At 68.3% G+C, this 20,674-nt stretch carries 14 protein-coding genes; 6 read left to right on the plus strand and 8 right to left on the minus strand.

Annotated elements, in window-relative coordinates:
- The first annotated feature begins 197 nt into the window (after positions 1–197).
- Positions 198–2,972, plus strand: coding sequence for a LuxR C-terminal-related transcriptional regulator (locus FD678_RS04175; protein WP_140719563.1), 2,775 nt, complete (start codon positions 198–200; stop codon positions 2,970–2,972).
- Between the two features lie 299 nt (positions 2,973–3,271).
- Here FD678_RS04175 and azu read toward each other — a convergent pair whose 3' ends face one another.
- The 6 genes from azu to FD678_RS04205 all read right to left on the minus strand — a co-directional run bounded on the left by azu (position 3,272) and on the right by FD678_RS04205 (position 10,645).
- The gene (gene azu, locus FD678_RS04180; RefSeq protein ID WP_140719565.1) at positions 3,272–3,721 is read right to left on the minus strand and encodes an azurin; all 450 of its coding nucleotides are present in this window, start codon (positions 3,719–3,721) and stop codon (positions 3,272–3,274) included.
- Between the two features lie 187 nt (positions 3,722–3,908).
- Positions 3,909–5,099, minus strand: a complete 1,191-nt coding sequence (locus tag FD678_RS04185) for a pyridoxal phosphate-dependent aminotransferase (RefSeq protein ID WP_140719567.1) — start codon at positions 5,097–5,099, stop codon at positions 3,909–3,911.
- Between the two features lie 22 nt (positions 5,100–5,121).
- Positions 5,122–5,616 carry a RidA family protein gene (locus FD678_RS04190; RefSeq protein ID WP_140719569.1) on the minus strand — a complete coding sequence of 165 codons (495 nt, stop codon included), beginning with the start codon at positions 5,614–5,616 and terminating at the stop codon, positions 5,122–5,124.
- Positions 5,617–5,657: 41 nt separating this feature from the next.
- Positions 5,658–6,083 (minus strand): c-type cytochrome, encoded by a 426-nt coding sequence (locus FD678_RS04195; protein ID WP_140719571.1) that lies wholly within the window; start codon positions 6,081–6,083, stop codon positions 5,658–5,660.
- Positions 6,080–7,663 carry a flavin monoamine oxidase family protein gene (locus tag FD678_RS04200; RefSeq protein WP_140719573.1) on the minus strand — a complete coding sequence of 528 codons (1,584 nt, stop codon included), beginning with the start codon at positions 7,661–7,663 and terminating at the stop codon, positions 6,080–6,082. Before FD678_RS04200 ends, FD678_RS04195 begins: the two co-directional genes overlap by 4 nt.
- Positions 7,664–7,939: 276 nt before the next feature.
- Entirely contained in the window at positions 7,940–10,645 is a 2,706-nt protein-coding gene (locus tag FD678_RS04205; RefSeq protein WP_218569484.1) for a TonB-dependent receptor plug domain-containing protein, read from the minus strand.
- Between the two features lie 328 nt (positions 10,646–10,973).
- On the opposite strand from FD678_RS04205, the gene FD678_RS04210 reads away from it, so the two are divergent.
- Positions 10,974–11,588, plus strand: a complete 615-nt coding sequence (locus FD678_RS04210; protein WP_140719575.1) for an HAD-IA family hydrolase — start codon at positions 10,974–10,976, stop codon at positions 11,586–11,588.
- 209 nt (positions 11,589–11,797) lie between these two features.
- Here FD678_RS04210 and FD678_RS04215 read toward each other — a convergent pair whose 3' ends face one another.
- The gene (locus tag FD678_RS04215; RefSeq protein ID WP_140719577.1) at positions 11,798–12,307 is read right to left on the minus strand and encodes a hypothetical protein; all 510 of its coding nucleotides are present in this window, start codon (positions 12,305–12,307) and stop codon (positions 11,798–11,800) included.
- A 249-nt stretch (positions 12,308–12,556) separates the two neighbouring features.
- On the opposite strand from FD678_RS04215, the gene FD678_RS04220 reads away from it, so the two are divergent.
- A complete protein-coding gene (locus FD678_RS04220; protein ID WP_140719579.1) occupies positions 12,557–14,587 on the plus strand; it encodes a sodium-translocating pyrophosphatase in 2,031 nt (676 codons plus the stop codon).
- Positions 14,588–14,927: 340 nt separating this feature from the next.
- On the opposite strand, the gene FD678_RS04225 is transcribed toward FD678_RS04220, so the two are convergent.
- On the minus strand, positions 14,928–15,410 hold the full coding sequence (locus FD678_RS04225) for a hypothetical protein (protein WP_177497555.1): 483 nt from the start codon (positions 15,408–15,410) through the stop codon (positions 14,928–14,930).
- A gap of 198 nt (positions 15,411–15,608) precedes the next feature.
- On the opposite strand from FD678_RS04225, the gene ppa reads away from it, so the two are divergent.
- The 3 genes from ppa (at position 15,609) to FD678_RS04240 (ending at position 20,636) form a co-directional block, all read left to right on the plus strand.
- Positions 15,609–16,145 (plus strand): inorganic diphosphatase, encoded by a 537-nt coding sequence (gene ppa / locus FD678_RS04230; RefSeq protein WP_140719581.1) that lies wholly within the window; start codon positions 15,609–15,611, stop codon positions 16,143–16,145.
- A gap of 156 nt (positions 16,146–16,301) precedes the next feature.
- On the plus strand, positions 16,302–17,420 hold the full coding sequence (locus tag FD678_RS04235) for an HDOD domain-containing protein (protein WP_140719583.1): 1,119 nt from the start codon (positions 16,302–16,304) through the stop codon (positions 17,418–17,420).
- 243 nt (positions 17,421–17,663) lie between these two features.
- Positions 17,664–20,636, plus strand: coding sequence for a TonB-dependent receptor (locus FD678_RS04240; RefSeq protein WP_140719585.1), 2,973 nt, complete (start codon positions 17,664–17,666; stop codon positions 20,634–20,636).
- The last annotated feature ends 38 nt before the right edge of the window (positions 20,637–20,674 follow it).

Genomic DNA, 20,674 nt, shown 5'->3' on the forward strand with positions numbered 1-20,674 from the left:
GGCCTTTGCTTTTGTCTTTTCGCTGTCATAAGTTGACGCCCGGTGTCCATGGAAGGGCATGGGTGGGGACCCTCGACACAATGCGCACGAACCGATGCCGCCCCGGGCGGCACGCGCGTTCCGCGCTTGGTCATTCCCGTCCCCGAGCGTGCTGGCCGGTGCGCAGTGGGTCGACCGCCTGGCATGCCCCTCGCCCCATGCTCAAGCCCGTTGCGTTGCTCAATCCGCGTCCACAGCCCGCGCGCGACCAGCCCGGGCTGCCCGACTGGGTCCTTCCTTACAAGCTCGATCCGCCGCAGGTCCAGGCCAGCGCGATCGCCCGCCATGCGCTGCTGCGCGAGCTCGAGCAGGCGCAAGCGCTGCCGCTGACGCTGTTGTTGGCGCCGCCCGGCTTCGGCAAGACCACGCTGTTGGCGCAATGGCACCGCCATTTGCAGGAACGGGGCGCCGGGGTGGCCTGGCTGTCGCTGGACGACGACGACACCGAGGTGGAGCGCTTCCTGGGCCATCTGGCGCTGGCGCTGCAGAGCGCGGGCGCGGAGCCGTCGGCATGCGCGCAGTTGCTGCAGCAGCCCTGCGATGCGCAGACCTGCGGCGCGGCGGTCAACCTGCTGATCCGTGCCATCCACGGCGCGCCGCACGAACTTACCGTCTTGCTCGACGACTACGAACGCGCCAGCTGCGCCCTGGTCGACGACGTGGTGCTGCGGCTGGTGGAACACGCCGGCCCGCGCCTGCACCTGGTGGTCGCGACGCGGCGCGCGCCGGCGCTGCCGCTGGCGCGGCTGGGATCGCAAGGGCGCTTGGCGCGGCTGGGCAGCGGCCAGTTGGCGCTGGACGCCGCCGAGACGCTCGCCCTGCTCGGTGCGGAGGTTCCGGAGGATGTCGCGCTGGAACTGCGCCGCAGCACCGAGGGCTGGCCGGTGGCGCTGCACCTGGCGCGGTTGTGGCTGGCGCGCGATGCCGCCCAGCGCCCGGCGCAGATGGCGCGCTTCAGCGGGCGCTCGGCGGAAATCGCCGCCTACCTGGCCGAGCAGGTGGTCAACGACCTGGACGCCGCCACGCGCGACTTCCTGCTGCGTACCGCGCCCCTGGAACGCTTCGACGGCGCGCTCGCCGACCACGTGCGCGGCAGCACCGACAGCGGCCTGCTGCTGACCCGGCTGGAACGCTTCCACGGCCTGCTGGTGCCGCTCGACGACGAGCACGCCTGGTTCCGCTATCACCCGCTGTTCGCCGACTATCTCCAGCAGCAGCTCGAACGCGAGCGCCCCGGCGAGCTGCAACAGGTGCACCAGCGCGCGGCGCGCTGGCTCGGCGAGCACGGCCACCTGGCCGAGGCCGTGCGGCATGCCGCGCGCGGCGGCGCCGGCGACCTGGCCGCCGGCTACATCGCGCGCGCCGGCACCTGGCAATTGCTGCTGCGGCACGGCCCGGCGCAGGTGCGCACGCTGCTGCGGCACTTCGACCACCGCACGATCCGCGACACGCCCGCGCTCAACCTCACCCAGGCCTACCTGCACATGAAGCTGGGCGAGTTCGCGCACGCGCGCCTGCTGCTGGAGCGCTTCCGCGATTTCCCGGCGGCGATGCGCGAACCGTTCCAGCGCGACTACACCGTGGTGGTGGCCTTGCTGCGCGACCTGTTCGACGAGATCTGCGGCAACCCGCACGGGCGCGTGCAGATCGCCGCGCAGGCCGCCGCGCTCGACGAGGACGACCACCTCGGCCGCGGCACGCTGGCCTGCATCTGCGCCACCACCGCGCTGGGCCAGGCCGACTTCGCGGCGGCCGAGCGCCACGCGCTGGCGGCGTGCGAGGACATGCGGCGCTGCGGCAGCGAGATCGGCGTCAACTACGCGCTGCTGCACCTCGGCCAGAGCCGCTACTACCGCGGCGCGCTGGACGAGGCCGAAGCCGCCTACCAGCAGGCGATGCAGCTGGCGCAGCGCCACGAGCACACCGACCGCACCTTGCAGGCCGCCGCCAGTTGCCTGCTGGCGCAACTGCAGTACGAGCGCGGGCGCCACGACCAGGCGGCCGACCTGCTGGAATCCTCGCTGTCGTTCCTGGAGCAGCACGACGGATGGCTGGACCTGTTCGCCAGCGGCTACGAAACCGCGCTGGGCCTGGCGAAGGCACGCGACCGCAGCGGTCGCGGCGCGCTGGCGCTGCTGGACCACATCGACGCGATCGCGCAGGCGCGCCACCTGGCCCGGCTCTCGGAACTGGCGGTGGCCTGGCGCCTGCAGGTGGTGCTGGACCTGCCCGCGCACGCGGGCGCCGACCTGCTGATCGCACGCGCCGGCGGCGAGGCCGGCCTGGCCCACGCGCTGCGGCACGCGCACCACTGGCGCCAGCGCGCGGCGCTGGGCTTCGCGCTGGCGCGCTGGCACGGCCTGGCCGGGCGCACCAGCGCGGCGCTGGCGATCCTGCGCCAACTGGAAGAGGCCTGCACCGCCGAGGGCAACCAGCACCACCGCATGCGCGCCCACATCCGCATGGCGCTGGTCCTGCAGCAGCGCGGCGAGCTGGACGACGCCCTGCCCCACCTGCACAGCGTGCTGGACCACGTCGCGCTGACCCACAGCTGGCAGGTGGTGGCCGAGCTGGGCCTGCCGGCCAAGGCGATGCTGCGTTCGCTGCGCCAGCACGATCCGGAGATCGTCGCCGGCACCACGCGCGCGCTCACCATCCAGGCGCTGCTGGACCGGCTCAGCGGCGAGGAGGACGCCCTCAGCGAGGATTTCAGCGAACGCGAGCTGGAAGTGCTGACGCAACTGGCCGGCGGCCATTCCAACAAGCAGATCGGGCGGAACCTGCACCTGTCCGAGAACACGGTGAAGTTCCACCTGAAGAACCTCTACCGGAAGCTGGATGCGCGCACCCGCGAGGCGGCGCTGGCGAATGCCCTGCAGCGGGGGGTTTTGAGAGGTCAGGACAACGGACCTTTGCCGTTGTCGGACGCCTAACGGTCACCAGCCCCGCCCCCTTCTCCCTCTCGGGAGAAGGTGCCCCGAAGGGCGGATGAGGGTACGGGCGGAGCCGCGCCGCAGGGAACCCACTGTCGTCGTATCGAAAAACGCGTCGCCACGCGTCGGTAAAGGCAAACCATCGCAGAGCGCATGCTCGCATCGTTTGCCGTCCGGGCGCGTGGCGACGCGTTCATCGTGGCTGCCACCATGGATTTCGTGCGGCGCGGCTTCACCCCGTACCCTCACCCCAACCCCTCTCCCGCAGGGAGAGGGGCTCTCGAGTCGAACTCACCGCATCAACCGAAACTCAGCGTACCCTTCATCATCGCCCAGTGTCCCGGGAACGAGCAGAAGAAGGTGTAGGCACCGCCCTTTTCCAGCTTGCTGGTCGGGAACTTGATCGTGGTGCTCTCGCCGCCGCCGATCACCTTGGTGTGGGCGATCACGCGCTTGTCGTCCTTGGGCAGGTAGCTGTCCTCGATCTTGGCGCGCAGCCCGGCATTGGCGACCGCCTGGAAATCCGCGGTACGGGTCAGCACCCAGTTGTGGCCCATCACCGTGGCGGCCATCTTGCCGCTGTGCTTGAGGGTCAGGCTGACCTCAGTGCAGTCCGGCGCGAGCTTGATGGCGCTCTGGTCGAACTTCATCTGGTCGTTGCCGACGATGGTGACCGCGCAGGTCTTGGCCCAGGCAGCGGGTGCGACCAAACACAGCGACAGCAACGCGAATTTCTGCAACAGCTTCAAGAGACGCTCCTTCGGGGCGGCGGTTTGGAATGCGATTTTAGAGCGTGTTATCGACTTTGGAATGGGATGCCTGGGGCGCAGCGCGCGCCTTGCCTCGACGCGCGCCAGCCGCTTCACCCTCGTTCCAAGCCCACGACACGCCCTGGGAAAACGATCGATAGGCATGCCTGCGACGACCGGTCGCGGCTCATGCGCAGCGGAAGAATCTGTTCATCGGATCGTACAACGCCATGCCCGGCGAGGGCACCGGCAACGGCCCGCGCCTGCCCGCCGCCACTTCGACAAAGGCCTGCTTGAAGCGCGCCATTTCCGCGGCGGTGCCGACGGTGATCCGCGACGCGTTCGGCCATACCTCCCAACTGCGCCCGACGAACACGCCATGGGTGGCCATGTCGTCCATGAAGCCCTTGGCCGGCCGCTTGACGTCGACCATGAAGCAGTTGCTCTGCGCGCGCGTGCAGCGATAACCCTGGCCTTCGAGGAAGGCGATCGTGTCGGTACGGATCGCGGCGGTGGCCGCGCGGCGCCGCGGCACCAGCTGCGGGTCGCGCAGGCTGGCCAGGCCCGCCGCCACGGCGGTTACCGGCAGGCTGTTGACCGAATAGAACTTCAGCTTCTGCAACAGGTCCGGGCGCGCCACCGCATAACCCAGGCGGATGCCGGCCATGCCGTACAGCTTGGAGAAGGTGCGCAGCACGACTACGTCCTCGCCCGCAGCGACCATGTCCACCGCGCTGGCCGCGCCGTCGTAGAAATGGATGTAGGCCTCGTCGACCACCAGCACGCTGCCCTTGGGCTTGTGCGCCAGCGCGTATTCCAGGTCGGCGCGCGCGGTGACCGAACCGGTGGGGTTGTTCGGGTTGCAGATATAGATCACGCCTGCCTTCGGATCGGCCGCGCACATCGCCTGCACGTCGTGCGAATCGTCCTGCCGCAACGGCAGCTTGATCACCTGTGCGCCGTTGCGCGCGGCGGCGCGCCAGCCGGCTTCGTAGGTGGGATCGGCCGTGACCAGCGCGGCCTGCGGCGAGGTGAACGCCAGGATCGTGTAATCGAGCGGTTCGGTGGAGCCGGCATAGGCCATCAGGTGATCCATCCCGACACCGAGCTGCTGCGCGATCGTCTGCAGGAACTCCATCTGCAGTGCCCACTGGTAGCGCCCGCCCTGCGGCGCGATCTCGGCGATCGCCTTCAGCGCGGCGGCGGAGGGACCGTCCGGATATTCGTTGGCGTTGATCATCACCGGCGCATCGGCGGTGGCCCGGCCGGCCAGCGGCGCGGCCTGGGCCAGCCAGGGCGCGCCGGCGAGCGTGCCGGCGCTGCCGGCGAACAGGGCCGAATCGCGCAGGAACGCGCGGCGGGAGAGCGAAGGCTTCATGCGATCCTCCTCGAAAAGGGCGTCAGGGACGCACCGCGACGACTTCGATCTCGACGCGCCACAGCGGATTGCCCAGCGCGGCGATCTGGAACGCCGAGCGCGCCGGCAGGTTGGGCTGCTCCTTGGTGCCGAAGAACTGGGTATAACCGGCCATGAACCCGGCGAAATCCATCTTGCCGCCGAGCGCGGGATCGCCGACCAGGAACGCCTGCATCTTCACCACGTCGCCCATGCCCAGCCCCATCGACTCGAGCTGCTGCTTGATCTGGGCCAGCACGCTGATGGTCTGCGCTTTGGTATCGCCCCAGGCCGCCTGCGAGTCCTTGGGCGCGCTCGGGTCGATCGCCGCCGGCACCTTGCCGCTGACGTAGACCGTGGTCTTGCCGGCCGGTATCTCGACCGCCGCCGCGATCGGGAAATCGCTGCCGGGGATCTTGTGGCGCACCACGTCGGCGGCGCTGGCGGCCAGCGGCAACAGCAGCAACAGGCCGGCGATGGAGGACTTGGACGGGAACATGCTGGCTCCTTGTGGCGTGGAAACGAAAAGGGAGGTCCGGTTCAGTGGCGCAGGCTGCGCACGTCCTCGATGCTGAGCGTGTCGGCATACTGGTTGCCGAACTGGCTGCGCACGTAGCCGACCACCTCGGCCACCTGCCGGTCGTTGAGGATCTCGCCGAAGCCCGGCATGCCGGCATGGCCGTCGATCACCATCATCGCCACGTAAGGCGCGGCGGCGAGCTTGGGATTGCCGGCCAGGGCAGGATACTCGCCGGCACCGCGCGCGCCCTGGCCCTCCGGCATGTGGCAGCCCTGGCAGATCGCCTGGTAGACGGTGCGCCCGTCGACGGCGCCGAAACCGGCCTGCGGATACAGCGGCGTGGCATCGGAACTCTGCGCGCGCGCCTGCGGCCCGAGCGGCGGCGCCATCAGCCAGGCGATCGCGGCGAGTACCACGGCGATCGTCGATACCTGCAGCGGTTTCATGCGCGGCCTCCTTCGGACAGTACGCGCCCATGCAGGCGCCGGATCACGTCGTGGGCGGACAGGATCGCCCCCTCCTGCCAGGCCGGGATGTAGGACGCGTGCTCGCCCGCGAGCGCCAGCCGGCCATCGATCTGGCACAGGTTGCGGTAGTGGTCGGCGCGCGCCTGCTCGCTCCACATGCCGAAGCAGCCGTGCGTGAACGGCACCCGGTGCCAGCCGACCGCGATGCCGTTGTCGAATTCGCGCGGGTACTGCGGATGCAGTTGCGTCCCGTATTCCACCGCCTTGCGCACGCGTTCGGCCGGCGCCATGGAGGTGAACTCGTAGGCTTCCAGCCCCCACACGTAGGCGCCCAGCAGCACGCCCTTGCCGGCGCCGTGGTAGCCGGTGCTCGGGTAGCTGATCAGGGTGATCGGCAGGTCGGTATAGCTGATGCCGCCGTAGATCGCCTCGTCCTCTTCCCAGAAGCGGCGCTTGAACTGCAGGCCCACCTTGACCGAGGCGGCATAGGGCACCGCCGCGATCGCGCTGGTCATCGCCTCGCTGGCGGTGACCGGGATGCGGCTGAGGACCGACAGCGGGATCGTGCAGATGCACCAATCGGCCTTGGCGACCTGCTCGGCGTGGCCGTTGGCGGTGTCCTGCCACGTGACGGTGACGCCGTGCGCATCCTGGTCGATGCCGGTGACCTTGGCGTTGTAGCGGATCAGGCCCGGCAGCTGGCGCGCGAACGCCTTGCCGATCTGGTCCATGCCGCCCACCGGCTGGAACATCGTGGTCTGCATCTCGTAGTTGCTGCCGGCCGCCAGCGTGGCCCACAACCGCGAGCGCAGCACGTCCTGCGCCGAGAACGGCTCGGAGAACTCGGGCATGCCGGAGAGCCCGCCGCCGGGATACTTGGCGAAGCCGCGGCGTTCGCTGCTCTCGCGTCCCTTCACGTAGCCGAACTTGCCGTCGAGCGCGCCCCAGGCGCGCAACGATTCCAGCAACAGCTCCTGGTCCTCCTTGCTCACCGCCTGGTCCAGGGCATGCTGCCGCGTGCACTTGGCGAGCAGTTCGGAAACGTGCCCCTTGTAGTCGGCGTCGATCTCGCGGAAGCGCTTCGGCACGCCCCCGAAGCCCTGCTGGCTGTGCAGCAGTGCGTTGTGGTTGACCTGGTTGAACGCTTCCAGCGCGACGCCGAACTGCCGGCAATACCCCAGCACCGCGCGATGGTGGTGCGGGATCCGCCACGGCCCCGGGTTGAGATAGTGGCCCTCGTCGAACCGGCACTCCTGACTGGCCCCGCCCAGTTCGGTATAGCGGTCGCCGCCGCGCAGCGTCCAGTTGCGCCCGCCGGGGCGATCGTTGAATTCCAGGACCTGCACGCTGTAGCCGGCCTTGCGCAACTCGTATGCCGCGGTCATGCCGGCCAGGCCCGCACCGAGGATCAGCACCGAGGCGCCGCGCGCATCGCCCTCGAGCCTGAAGCCTTCGCGGAAATCCGATTCCGCCGCCATCCCCAGGCTGCTCATCGCCTGGTACATCATCGCGCCACCGGCCGCCATGCCGATCCTGGCCAGCAGCTGGCGGCGCGTCATCGCTCCACGGGATCTTGCCTGCATCTTCAACGAAGCCTCATAGGGACCGCATGTCGGCGCTGGCCCTCGTCACGGCGCCAGGCGGACTGCACGATGACCATAGCCGCAGGCGTGGCGGCGGAAGCCACCCGCCGCGGGTAGGTCGGGATGGAGCGGGTAGGCCGGAGCGTGCGCTCCGATGCCGCGGCTAGCGGACCGGCGCGTTTCCCGTCGCGCTGCCGCCCGCCAGGGCGGACGGCCGCACGGGAGTCGCGCCGGGAACCCGCCGCCGGCCGCTCAGAACCGGTACGCCAACTTGGCGTACCAACGCCCGCCGAAGTAGCCGATCGGGCTGCCGGTCTGGTACTTGGTCAGGTAGCCCCACTGGTTCTCGTAGTGCGAGGTCACCCAGTCCCAGACCGCCGCCGGATACTTGTCCGGGTACTTGTTGAAGATGTTGTCGCCGCCGACGGTCAGGGTCCACTTGTCGTTCGGCTTGAAGGAGATGCTGAGGTTGGTCGTGGCCAGCACGCCGATCTTCTCCTTGTAGTAGGTGCGGCCGTCCATGACCCTGGTATCCAGCTGCGCCAGCACCTCGTCGGGGAACTCGTTGCCCATGCCCTCGTCGTTGGTGTTGGTGTCGGCCCACTGGTACTGCGGGCCGTAGATCGCCTCGGTGACGTTGATGCTGAACTTGCCGACGTTGATGGTGGCGCCGAGGTTGACGCGGAACTTCGGCGAGGCGTTTTCCATGTTGATGAGCGTGGCGGTGCTGTACATCGAACCGCCGCCGAGGCTCGCTGGCGCTTCCTTGACCTTGATGACGTCGAGCTTGTTGTAGTTGGCCGCCAGGATCCAGTCCACCGAGCCCCAGTCGAACGGGGTCAGGTAGTTGGTCACCCAGTCCACGCCGGTCGCGCGGGTATCCAGGGCGTTGTTGAACAGGTACACGCTGATGTTCTGGCGCGCACTGGTGTCCAACGAGCCCTCGTCGCTCGCGGTCGGATCGATGCTGCCCAGGTAGCCGCCGTCCACCAGCGCCTGGCCGAGCGCGGTGTTGTAGCTGTCCGTTTCCGCGCCGCTGACCGGGTCGCACGGGGCGCTGCCGCTGACGTAGCAGAAGCTGCCACGGTCGATGCGGTCCTTGATGGTGATGCGGTAGAAGTCCAGCGTGCTGGTGAGATGGGTCAGCGGATTGAACACGAAGCCGAGCGAGAAGTTGGTGCTGGTCTCCGGCTTGAGCGCACCGAAGCCGAGCGAAGCGGCGGCGCTGCCGTTGGGCTGCAGTTGCGGGTAGGCGCCCGACGGGCTGACGTTGACCGCCGAGTAGTACTCCTCGCCCAGGGTCGGGGCGCGGAAGCCGGTGCTGGCGGTGGCGCGCACCGCGAAGCCGTCGCTGAAGTCGTAGCGGGTGGTCAGCTTGCCGATGGTCTTGCTGCCGAAGTCGCTGTAGTGCTCGTAGCGCACCGCGGTGTCGACCAGCCACTTCTCCAGCGGATAGAAGATCGCGTCGGCGAACACCGAATAGCTGTTGCGGCTGTAGCTGCCGGTATTGGTGGCCGGGTTGTAGCCGGGGAAGGACGAGGCGCCGGTCTTGTAGTAGGAGGCGGCGTCGCCCGGCGAGATCGCGTACTTGTCCTGGCGGTACTCCACGCCGGCGTTGAAGGTCAGCGGCGAGGACAGGCCCACGTCGAAATCGCGGGTGGCGTTGAGGTCGCTGGTCCACTGGCTGGCGGTGAACGTGCCGTCGTAGAAGTCGGTGGGCGTATAGCCGAACTCGTTCCACAGGTTCTGGTTCATCGAGTTGATCGTGTAGACGTCCATCTTGTCCTTGCCGTAGGTCGTGGAGGCGTCCCACGTCCAATCGGCGACGAAACCGGTCAGGCCGGCGGTCAAGGTGTAGTCGTCCTCGTCGGCGTATTCCGATGGGTTGAAGCCGTAGGGGTACCTGTACTGCTCCGTGCCCGAGGCATCGGTGTAGCCCATCAACTGGTCGGGCGCGCGGTAGTTCTCCTCGGACGAGGCGGTCTTCTTGCCGTAGCCGCCGAAGGCGTAGAACGACACGCTGTCGCTGAGCACCGCCCCGGAGTTGAAGTACAGCGCCTTGCGATGCACCTCCGGCGGATTGAGCCAGTTGTTGAGGTAGGGGAACTTGGGATTGAACACCGCTTGCAGGTTGGCGGCGCTCAGCGCGAAATCCTGCATGCCCAGGCCATTGGCGCGGCAGTCGGCCGGGTTCTGGATGCACGCGCCCATCGCCGACGGCACGAACCGGTACACCGACTGCCGGTTCTCGGCCTCGACGCTCAGGTTGAAGAAGTTCTGGGTGTCGCCGAAGCCGAGGTTGGCGCCCCACTTGAAGTCGCGGCCGCCGCCGTCCTGGTACCCCGAGTAGCCGGCCGTGACCTCGCCCCCATCGGGGTTCTTCTTCAGGATGATGTTGATCACGCCGGCGATGGCGTCCGAGCCGTACAGCGCAGCGGCGCCGTCGGTCAGCACTTCCACGTGGTCGACCGCCGCCTCCGGGATGAACGACAGGTCCGGCGCGGCCGCGCCGGTGCCGGCGCTGACGTTGGCCGTGTTGTGCAGGCGCTTGCCGTTGATCAGGATCAGGGTGTGGTTGGGCGACAGGCCGCGCAATGCGGCGGTCAGCGTCTGGCTGGCCATGTCGCTGCCGACCTGGTTGGCGTTGTACGACGGGACCTGGTTGGCGATGGCGTTCTGCAGGTCCGGCGCGGCGGTGGAGGCTAGTTTCTCGAGGCTGACCAGTTGGATCGGCGCCGGGCTGTCGGTGACCGCCATGTTGCTCTTGCGCGTGCCGGTGGAGATCACCGTGATCGCATCCAGCGTCTTGGCGTCGTCGGCCGGCGCGTCCGCGGCCAGCACGGGCGCCACCTGCCCCATCAGCAGCACGGCCGCGGCGAGCCGGCCGGCCTGCGGCCTGGCGCCGAGCGCCCTGGAAATCGAATACGCCAAACGATCGGAATTGATGCGCTTGCCCATTACTCGGAACCCCCGGAAGAAGTGGTGGTGATGGATTGCGTCGCGCCGGTTCCCCTGGCCGGCCAGTAGCCACGTCGGGCATGGATCGACCATAGCCACGGCGATTAACGAATCGATCACATCCGGCGGGTAGGTCCGCCACGGATGGGTGGGTGCCACCATCCCGGCCGGGTATCCACGGCTCGCGCGACTCGTTGCCGCATCGCTCGCCGCCTACCCGGCGGCCGGCCCGCGACTATCCTGTCCGTCTCCTCGCCACCCCCTCGCCACCCTTGCCTGCCCACGACATCCACGGCATCGCGCGCGCATCCGTCATGGGCCGGCGCCGATGAGGCCTTCGCTCGAGCTGCTGCTGCTCGACTTCGACGGCGTGCTGGCGCGCTATGCCCGCCCGCTGCGTTGCGCCCGCCTCGCCCGGAGCGCCGGTACCACGGCCGCCCGGGTGGACGAAGTGCTGTTCGCCTCGGGCCTGGAAACCGCCTACGACAGCGGCGAGCTGACGACGGCCGACTACCTGCGCCGGCTGGGCGAAGGCCTGGGTGCCGAGATCGACGAAGCCGCCTGGATCGCCGCGCGCATCGCCGCATGCAGCGCCGACCCGCGGACGCAGGCACTGGTGGCGGACGTCGCCGCCCGCATGCCGATCGCCGTGCTGACCAACAACGGCCCGCTCATGGCCACGGCGGTGCCGCGCATCGTCCCGGCATTGGCGGGCGCGTTGCAGGGGCGCGTGTTGTGCAGCGGCGCGCTGGGCGGGCGCAAGCCGCAACCGCAGGTCTATGCGCGGGCCCTGGCGCGACTGGATGCGCGCGCCGCGACCACGCTGTTCGTCGACGACCTGTTCGTCAACGTCCGCGGCGCCCGCGCGGCCGGCCTGCATGCGGACACCGTGACCCATGCGGCTTCGATGCGGCGGGTCCTGCGGCGCTTCGGACTGGTTTGAAGGGCGCTTCGACTAGCAACGGCAAGACGGGAGTCCGTCGTCCCCGCGCAGGCGCGAACCCAGCGACGTTCGTCCGGCGATAGCAGAGGGCCTGCATCCCCGCTTGCGCGGGGATGACGGCAGACCAGGCGACACCCGCAAAGCCCGCCGGGGCCGGAATCCCTCCCATGGAAGACAGCATCGGGAAGCCCCCAGGAAAGCTTCCGCGCCTATCGGCACGCCTTCCCTTCCACCTTCATCTGCGCCGCGTACATGGGAATCTGCGCGATCTTGCCCGCCGCCGCCTGCTGCCGGGCCTCCTCGAGATAGATCCGCGATTGGCCCTGCCCATCCAGCTGCGGCTTGCCGTCCACCCGCTTGTGCCATACCCGCACCACCGCCTGCTGCGAGGGGCACTCCGCGCTCGGCACGCGGATGACGTCGTTGAGCCTCCAGCCTCCCGCCTCGCTCGGCTGGGCCTTGTCGAAATCGACGAAACGCGCGCGCGGCTGGCAGGTCGGGCTGGTGCGTACCGTCGCGAAGCTGTACGGCTGGGCGGCATCGCCGGTGAACATGCCCTCCAGCCGCGCGCAAGCCTCCGGGATCTGCCGCAGCGTATGCGCGGCGCCCACCGCCTGCGGCGCTCCTACCGGGCGCTGCAGCTCCGGCACGGGATCGGCGGCCATGGCCAGGCCGGCCACGGGCAGCAAGCCCACCAAGGCGAACTGACGAAGATCCATCGCATGGCTCCTGGAAGGTCGGGACCGGCAGGCTGGCACGACCCGACTGAACGTCGCGACAAAACGGCACAGTGGCGATCGCGCCACCCCGCGCGCATACTCGGCCCAGACCCAGGCAGGCATGAACATCGCGACGTGCGCTTCTGGCCCTCCCGGGCCGACGAGTCCGTTTTCGCCGTTCCACTCGCCGCGCACCGCTCCCCTTGTTCGTCCCCGGCTGGGCGACATCCATCATCCTTGGGAGGGGTCATGCTGGAACAGTACGGGTTGGCGCTGTCACTGGGCTGCGCACTGCTTGCGATTCTCTACGGCGTGGTGTCAGCGCGCTGGATCCTGAAACAACCGGCCGGCAACGAACGAATGCAGCAGATCGCCGGCGCCATCCAGGAAGGCGCGCGTGCCTACCTCAACCGGCAATACCTCACCATCGCCGTCGCCGGCATCGTACTGTTCGTCCTCGTCGGCCTGTTCCTGAGCTGGTACACCGCGGTCGGCTTCGCGATCGGCGCGGTGCTCTCCGGACTGGCCGGCTACATCGGCATGAACGTCTCGGTCCGCGCGAACGTGCGCACCGCCGAAGCGGCGCGGCACGGGCTCGGCCCGGCCATGGACGTGGCCTTCCGCGGCGGCGCGATCACCGGCATGCTGGTGGTCGGGCTGGGACTGCTGGGCGTGGCCGGCTACTACGCCGTGCTGACCCGCCATCTCGGCGCCAGCGGCGAGCAGGCGCTGCATGCGCTGGTGGGCCTGGCGTTCGGCAGCTCGCTGATCTCGATCTTCGCGCGCCTGGGCGGCGGCATCTTCACCAAGGGCGCCGACGTCGGCGCGGACCTGGTGGGCAAGGTCGAGGCCGGCATCCCCGAGGACGACCCGCGCAACCCGGCGGTGATCGCCGACAACGTCGGCGACAACGTCGGCGACTGCGCCGGCATGGCGGCGGACCTGTTCGAGACCTACGCGGTCACCGTGATCGCCACCATGCTGCTGGGCGGGCTGATGGCCGGCGAAACCGGCCCCCATGCGGTGCTCTATCCGCTGGTGCTGGGCGGCGTGTCGATCGTCGCATCGATCATCGGCGCGGCCTTCGTGAAGGCCAAGGCCGGCGGCTCGATCATGGGCGCGCTGTACAAGGGCGTGATCGTCTCGGGCGTGCTGGCGGCGATCGCCTACTGGCCCATCACCCGCGCACTGATGGCCGGCAACGAGCACGGGGCGAACGCGATCTACGCATGCGCATTGATAGGCCTGGTCCTGACCGGGCTGATCGTGTGGATCACCGAGTACTACACCGGCACCAACTACAAGCCGGTGCAGCACGTCGCCTCGGCCAGCACCACCGGCCACGGCACCAACATCATCGCGGGGCTCGGCGTATCGATGAAATCGACCGCGCTGCCGGTGATCGCGGTGTGCGCGGCGATCTGGGGGGCGTTCCACTTCGGCGGCCTGTACGGCATCGCCATCGCCGCGACCGCGATGCTGTCGATGGCCGGCATGGTGGTGGCGCTCGATGCCTATGGCCCGATCACCGACAACGCCGGCGGCATCGCCGAGATGGCCGAACTGCCGCCGGAGGTGCGCGCCGTCACCGATCCGCTCGATGCGGTGGGCAATACCACCAAGGCCGTGACCAAGGGCTATGCGATCGGCTCGGCCGCCCTGGCGGCGCTGGTGCTGTTCGCCGACTACACCCACAACCTGCAGGCCGCGCACCCGGGCGAGACGTTCGCCTTCGACCTGTCCGACCATACGGTGATCATCGGCCTGCTGATCGGCGGCCTGATCCCTTACCTGTTCGGCGCGATGGCGATGGAAGCGGTGGGCCGCTCCGCCGGCGCGGTGGTCGAGGAAGTCCGCCGGCAGTTCCGCGAGATCGCCGGGATCATGCAGGGCACCGGCAAGCCGCAGTACGACCGCGCGGTGGACATGCTGACCCGCTCGGCGATCCGGGAAATGATCCTGCCCTCGCTGCTGCCGGTGGTGGTGCCGATCGTCGTGGGGCTGCTGCTCGGGCCGCGCGCGCTCGGCGGCCTGCTGATCGGCACGATCGTGACGGGCCTGTTCGTGGCGATCTCGATGACCACCGGCGGCGGCGCCTGGGACAACGCCAAGAAGTACATCGAGGACGGCCATTTCGGCGGCAAGGGCAGCGAGGCGCACAAGGCGGCGGTCACCGGCGATACCGTGGGCGACCCCTACAAGGACACCGCCGGGCCGGCGATCAATCCCCTTATCAAGATCATCAATATCGTCGCGTTGTTGATGGTGCCGCTGCTCTGACCGGAGCCGGCCGCGTTCGACGCCTTCGCCCCTCTCCCGCCCCACGGGAGAGGGGAACGGGGCGAGGGCGCGCCGAAGGCGTCATCAAGATCGTCAACATCGTGGCGCCGCTGCTGGTACCGTCGCTGCGAGCCAACCGGCGGCGCGCGGCGCTTCCGCATTCCGCCCGCGGCATGGCGCTCGAGGGAGGGCGCTCGCAACCTTCCCCCGGGCGCCGGGCCGCCCTGTTCCCTGCCCGCCATCCCGCGGAAGCGAGGATGGCGGGCTTTCCGCAGCCGCCGGGGATCGCGAACGTGGCACAGCCCCTCGCCCCGGCGGGCCGGGCTGGCCGGGGTCGCCGTCACAGGCAACCGATCAGGTTCTCGTAGATGGGCTGCCCACCGGGCAACGGCCGGAACAGCGGATTCGGCACCGCCAGCGCGCGATGGAACTCCGGCAGGGTCAGCCCCGGCGGCAGCGCGATCGGGCAGCGCCAGGTCCGGGTAGTCACCAACAGGCGGCCGGTACGCGGCTCCACGTCGATCTCGCTGGCCCCGAAGGTCCAGGTGCACTGCCGCATCGCACCGCTGGCGCGGTGGACCGAGCAGCGCAGGCGCAGCGGCCGGTAGTCGCTGAAGTCGCCCTCGCAGAAGGTATCGCCGCAGATCATGTCGAAATCCTTCTCCAGCTTGCGGCGCAGGTCGCCGAACGCCTCCCAGCCCTCGCCGTTGCCGGGATAGTCCACCGCATCGACGTAGACCGGCTCCGCCGCGCCGGCCGTCCCGGCCAGCGCCATCGCCAATCCCGCCGCCAATACCCCGGCCATCCCCATTCCCTTGCGCATGCACGGCTCCTTCGTTGATGGAAGGGCCAGCATCGCGCCGGTCGCGGGCCTGCGGGATCGGCCTTTTTCCCTGCCATGGGCCGGAAACGCCAGTCGGCTACCGTCGGGAAAACCCGAACCGGCCTCGCTGCAGCGCAGCAGCCGAACGCGTAGAATTGGCCGCCTCATAACAATCACTGCAAGCTTCGGAGCTAGCGCATGGGCCTGGAACTGGTCAACTCCGGCAAGAACGTGCCGGAAGAAATCAACGTCATCATCGAAATCCCCAAGGATTCCGAGCCGGTCAAGTACGAAGTGGACAAGGCCAGCGGCGCGATCTTCGTCGATCGCATCCTGTCCACCCCGATGCGCTACCCCTGCAACTACGGCTACGTGCCCAACACCCTGTGCGGCGACGGCGACCCGGCCGACGTGCTGGTGGTGCTGCCGTTGCCGCTGGTGCCGGGCTCGGTGGTGCGCTGCCGCCCGGTCGGCGTGCTGAAGATGAGCGACGAGGCCGGCAGCGACGAGAAGATCCTGGCCGTGCCGGTCGCCAAGATCTTCTCCGGCTACGCCCACATCGAGGACATCGAGCAGGTGTCCAGCCACTGGCTGGAGCGCATCGGCCACTTCTTCGAGCACTACAAGGACCTGGAGAAGGGCAAGTGGGTCAAGCTCGACGGCTGGGGCGGCGCCACGGAAGCCAAGCGCATCCTGGTAGAGGCCGTGGAACGCTACAAGGCCGACGCGGCCTGACCCGAAGCGGGCCGGTCCGCTCCCGCCGGACCGGCCGCTCCCTGAATCGGGATCACGTTTCGCGCGTGATCCCGGTGACCTCACCCCAAGGGATTGGGTACATTTCCAGCGCAGTCCAGGCCGCCAGCATGGCCGGCCCGATCTTGGGGAAGTGTCTTGCGTATTCTGTTTGTAGGCGACGAAGCCAGCCTGCCGCCGGAGCTGGTGGGCTATATCCGTGACCTCGGCGACGACTGGCACGCCCAGCAGGTGCCGGACGGCAACACCGCGATCGCGGCCGCGGCGCACTCGCCGTTCGATGCGGTCATCGTCGCTCCCGCGCTGCCCGACCTGACGCCGGCGACCCTGCTCGGCCAGATCCGGACCCTGCGCCCGGAAACGATCCGGATCGCCCTGCTCGACGCCAACGAGGGCGGCCGCGCACCCACCCGCATCATCGGGGTGGCCCATCGTTTCCTGCCGTTGCCGCTGCCACCTGAATTCCTGCTGGAAGCGATCACCAGCCTGGAAGAACTGCGCGAGCTGCTGGACAACCCGCGCCTGCGCAGCGCCATCGGCCGCATCGAAAAGCTGCCTTCGCCGCCGCACCTGTACACGCGGTTGATGCACGCGCTGGAGGAGAACGACGACAGCGACGCCGGCGACATCGCCAAGCTGGTCGCGGCCGATCCGGCGATCGCCGCCAAGGTGCTGCAGCTGTGCAACTCGGCCTTCTTCTCCAACGGCCGCCCCATCACCGACCTGCGCACCGCCGTCACCCGGCTGGGAGTGTCCACGCTGCGCGACCTGGTCCTGGCCAGCGAAGTGTTCTCGGCCCCGACCCTGGCACCGGCCGAGCGCGCGGCGATGCAGCGCCGCGCCCTGCTCGCCTCGCGCATCGCCGCCAAGCTGCTGCCATCCTCGAGCTCCGAACTCGGCGCCACCGCGGCCTTGCTGGCCGATATCGGCCTGCTGCTGCCGGGCGTGCGCGACGAGCGCCAGGAACCGGCCAGCGAAGACGACGAGCGCCCCGGCCACACCGAGGCCGGCGCCTATCTGCTCGGCCTGTGGGGCCTGCCGATGCCGATCATCGAAGCGGTCGCCCTGCATCGCGACCCGCAACGCTCCAGCCTGCGCAGCTTCTGGGTCACCGGCGCGGTGCACGTCGCCACGGCCCTGGCCAGCGGCGAGCCGGTGAACAGGGACTACCTGGCCAAGGTCGGGATGATCGCGCGCCTGCCGGCATGGGAAGAGCAGGCCGAGACGTTCTCGGGGCAGGCCGCTGGGGACGGCTGATCTCCTGGCGTCATATTTCCCATCGCATCGACACAGCAACGCCCGGTTGTGCAGCCGGGCGTTCTTTTTGTCACACCGCCGCAACATCGTGTCCCCGCCAGCCACTCGTAGGCCTTGGCCAACATTGGAGCGCGCATCCCGGTTGTTAGGGTCCCGTTAGTCGTCATTCGCCGCGGCCTCGCCGCCGGATGACGCCGCACGCCGCCGGCTTCTCGCCGGCGCGCCTACAACCTAGGGGATGACATGAATCGAGCAAACAGAACGGCGCTGAAGCGCACCGCCCTGGCCATGGTCCTGGCCGCCACGCTCGGCCAGGGCACGGCCTGGGCCCAGAGCACGTCCGGCGACATCATCGGCACGGTCCCGGCTTCGCTGGGCGAGAAAGTCCAGGTCAAGAGCCTGAATTCCGGCGTCACGCGCGAAGTCCCGGTCGCCGACGGCCGCTTCCGCTTCCCGGCCCTGCCCACCGGCCAGTACGAAGTCACGCTCATCCGCGATGGCCAGGCCACCGGCACGCGCGTGGTCACCGTGGTGGCGGGCCAAGCGGCCACCGCCAATTTCAGCGAGGCCACCAGTCTCGACACCATCGTGGTCCGCGGCACCGGGCCCAATGCCATCGACCTGTCGAGCGTCGAGTCGCGCACCACGTTCACCGCCAAGCAACTCAACGAGCTGCCGGTGCCGCGCGACATCACCTCGGTCTCGCTGTTAACGCCCGGCACGGTGAGCAGCAGCGGCTACTTCAACAATGCCTCGTTCGGCGGCGCCTCGGCGGCCGAGAACAGCTATTACGTCGACGGCTTCAACGTCACCAACCTCTACGACAGCCTGTCGTTCACCGAGGTTCCATTCCAGGCGATCGACCAGCTCGACGTCCAGACCGGCGGCTATGGCGCCAAGTACGGTTTCTCCACCGGCGGCGTGACCAGCGTCAACGTCAAGCACGGCACCAACGAATGGAAGGGCGGCTTCAGCTGGACCGGTGCCCCCGATTCGCTGCGCGAGTCGGTGGGCAAGGTCCACCGCAATGACGGTGAAATCTTCCGGAACTACGACAATAACTACAACGCGTCCAACGTCTACACCGCCTGGGTCGGCGGTCCGTTGATCGAGGACAAGCTGTTCGTCTACGCGCTGGGCCAGTTCAACGACAGCCATACCACCAGCTATGGCGAACGTTCGTCCACCAACGACGCCTCGGTCTCCGCAACGGCCTATGATTACGCCAACAAGACGCCGTACGAACTGGTCAAGCTGGACTGGTATCCCAACGATTGGAACCACCTTGAATACACCGGTTTCCGCAATCGCGGCCGCTATACCTACGACTACTACAACGCGACCTACGACACCGACACCGGAGACGTCGGCAAGACCTCCTACAAGGGCCAATTGGTAGGCAAGAGCGGCGGCCAGACCGATATCTTCAAGTGGACCAGCTACCTGACCGACAACCTGACAGCCTCGCTGCAGTACGGCCAGATGCACAACCGCAGCTCGCAGTTCACCATCAGCCCGGATGGGGTCCGTAGCTATTACACCGGCGACATCAATGCCGCCGACGGCGCGTGCCCGTACGTATACTCGTACGTGGCGGGCAAGCAGATCGGTTGTGCGGTGACCAGCAGCGTGGGCATCTACGGCGGCCGCAACGAACGCGACGGCGGCAAGCTGGACTTCGAATGGCAACTGGGCGACCACAAACTGTCGTTCGGCTACAGCGACGAGGACTGGAAGTCCAAGCAAGGCGAGTCGTACTCGGCCGGCGCCTACTGGGTCATCCGCAGCAGCTATGCCTACCGCATCAATTACCGTACCGGCGGCAGCGTGGAGATCGACCAGAAGTCGTGGTACGTCCAGGACAACTGGCAGATCACCGACAACTTCATGCTGTACTACGGCATCCGCAACGACGGGTTCGACAACAAGAACTCGGCCGGCACCAGCTTCGTCGAGCAGGACAACATCTGGCAGCCGCGCCTGGGCTTCTCATGGGACCTGGCAGGCGACGGCAGCAGCAAGCTGTTCGCCTCGCTGGGGCGCTACTCGCTTCCGATCGCGGCCAACGTCGCGCTGCGCGCGGCGAGCGCCTCGTACTACACCGTCAACTACTACACCTACAGCGGCGTGGACGCGGTCAGCGGCGTGCCGAATGTCACCGGCTCATACGCCAACGGAGCCTACGACGCGGTCTACAACGGCGAGAACGGCACGGTGCCGGACGCGAAAGCCGTGGCCAGCAAGAACCTGAAGCCGTACACGCAGGACGAGGCGATCCTCGGCTACCAGTTCGACCTGCATTCGGACGTCGGCTTCCTCGACGCCTGGACGCTGGGCATCAAGGGCACCTACCGTCGCATCAACAATGTCATCGACGACACCTGCGACGCGCGCGCGCTCTACAACGCGGCCACGGCCGCCGGCTACGACCTGTCCAATTGGGACGACGAATGGACGGTGCCCGGCAACCTGCCCGGCTGCTGGCTGTACAACCCAGGCGAGGACCTGACCGTCACGCTCGACGTGGACGGCAACGGCACGACCGAGACCATCACCGTGCCCGGCAGCGAGCTCGGCCCCAAGGCCAAGCGCTACTACAAGGCGGTCACCCTCAGCGCCGACAAGAAGACCGACAAGTGGTACGCCAGCCTCAACTACACCTGGGCCAAGCTGAGCGGCAACTACGAAGGCCTGGTCAAGAGCACCAACGGCCAGGACGACACCGGCACCACTTCCGACTTCGACTTCCCGGAGATCATGTACGGTGCAGACGGTTACCTGTTCAACGACCACCGCCACACGCTGAAGGCCTACGGCGCCTACAACTTCACGCCGGAATGGCAGGTGGGCCTGGATCTCCAGGTCCAATCGGGTTCCCCGATCAGCTGCTATGGCGGCGGCACCGGCACGTTCGATACCCAGTACGGCTACGGCGGCGTCTTCCACTACTGCAACGGCGAGATCGCCAAGCTCGGCACCGCCGGCCGCACGCCCTGGACGTATTCGCTCGGCGCCAACGCCGTCTATCGCCCGTCCTGGCTGGACGGGTTGAGCATGCAGCTTTCCGTGCTCAACCTGTTCAACAACGTCGAGCCGCTGCAGGTCTACGAACAGACCGACAACACCACCTACGGCTACGTCTACAACAACTACCTGGTGGGCAAGTACTACACCACCCCGCGCTACGTGCGGTTCCAGGTGCAGTACGACTGGTGAGCCACGGCGCCGGTCCCGACAAAGGAAGAGGGCGGGCC

Origin of the sequence: Pseudomonas sp. Hp2, from assembly GCF_006386585.1 — a bacterium.
Classification (GTDB): Bacteria; Pseudomonadota; Gammaproteobacteria; order Xanthomonadales; family Xanthomonadaceae; genus Pseudomonas_S; species Pseudomonas_S boreopolis.

Excerpts from the sequence above, each read along its gene's own strand:
- FD678_RS04175 (WP_140719563.1), top strand. The coding sequence starts at position 198 with ATGCTCAAGCCCGTTGCGTTGCTCAATCCGCGTCCACAGCCCGCGCGC.
- FD678_RS04185 (WP_140719567.1), bottom strand. The coding sequence starts at position 5,099 with ATGAAGCCTTCGCTCTCCCGCCGCGCGTTCCTGCGCGATTCGGCCCTG.
- FD678_RS04190 (WP_140719569.1), bottom strand. The coding sequence starts at position 5,616 with ATGTTCCCGTCCAAGTCCTCCATCGCCGGCCTGTTGCTGCTGTTGCCG.
- FD678_RS04195 (WP_140719571.1), bottom strand. The coding sequence starts at position 6,083 with ATGAAACCGCTGCAGGTATCGACGATCGCCGTGGTACTCGCCGCGATC.
- FD678_RS04200 (WP_140719573.1), bottom strand. The coding sequence starts at position 7,663 with ATGACGCGCCGCCAGCTGCTGGCCAGGATCGGCATGGCGGCCGGTGGC.
- FD678_RS04205 (WP_218569484.1), bottom strand. The coding sequence starts at position 10,645 with ATGGGCAAGCGCATCAATTCCGATCGTTTGGCGTATTCGATTTCCAGG.
- FD678_RS04210 (WP_140719575.1), top strand. The coding sequence starts at position 10,974 with ATGAGGCCTTCGCTCGAGCTGCTGCTGCTCGACTTCGACGGCGTGCTG.
- FD678_RS04215 (WP_140719577.1), bottom strand. The coding sequence starts at position 12,307 with ATGGATCTTCGTCAGTTCGCCTTGGTGGGCTTGCTGCCCGTGGCCGGC.
- FD678_RS04220 (WP_140719579.1), top strand. The coding sequence starts at position 12,557 with ATGCTGGAACAGTACGGGTTGGCGCTGTCACTGGGCTGCGCACTGCTT.
- FD678_RS04225 (WP_177497555.1), bottom strand. The coding sequence starts at position 15,410 with ATGCGCAAGGGAATGGGGATGGCCGGGGTATTGGCGGCGGGATTGGCG.
- ppa (WP_140719581.1), top strand. The coding sequence starts at position 15,609 with ATGGGCCTGGAACTGGTCAACTCCGGCAAGAACGTGCCGGAAGAAATC.
- FD678_RS04240 (WP_140719585.1), top strand. The coding sequence starts at position 17,664 with ATGAATCGAGCAAACAGAACGGCGCTGAAGCGCACCGCCCTGGCCATG.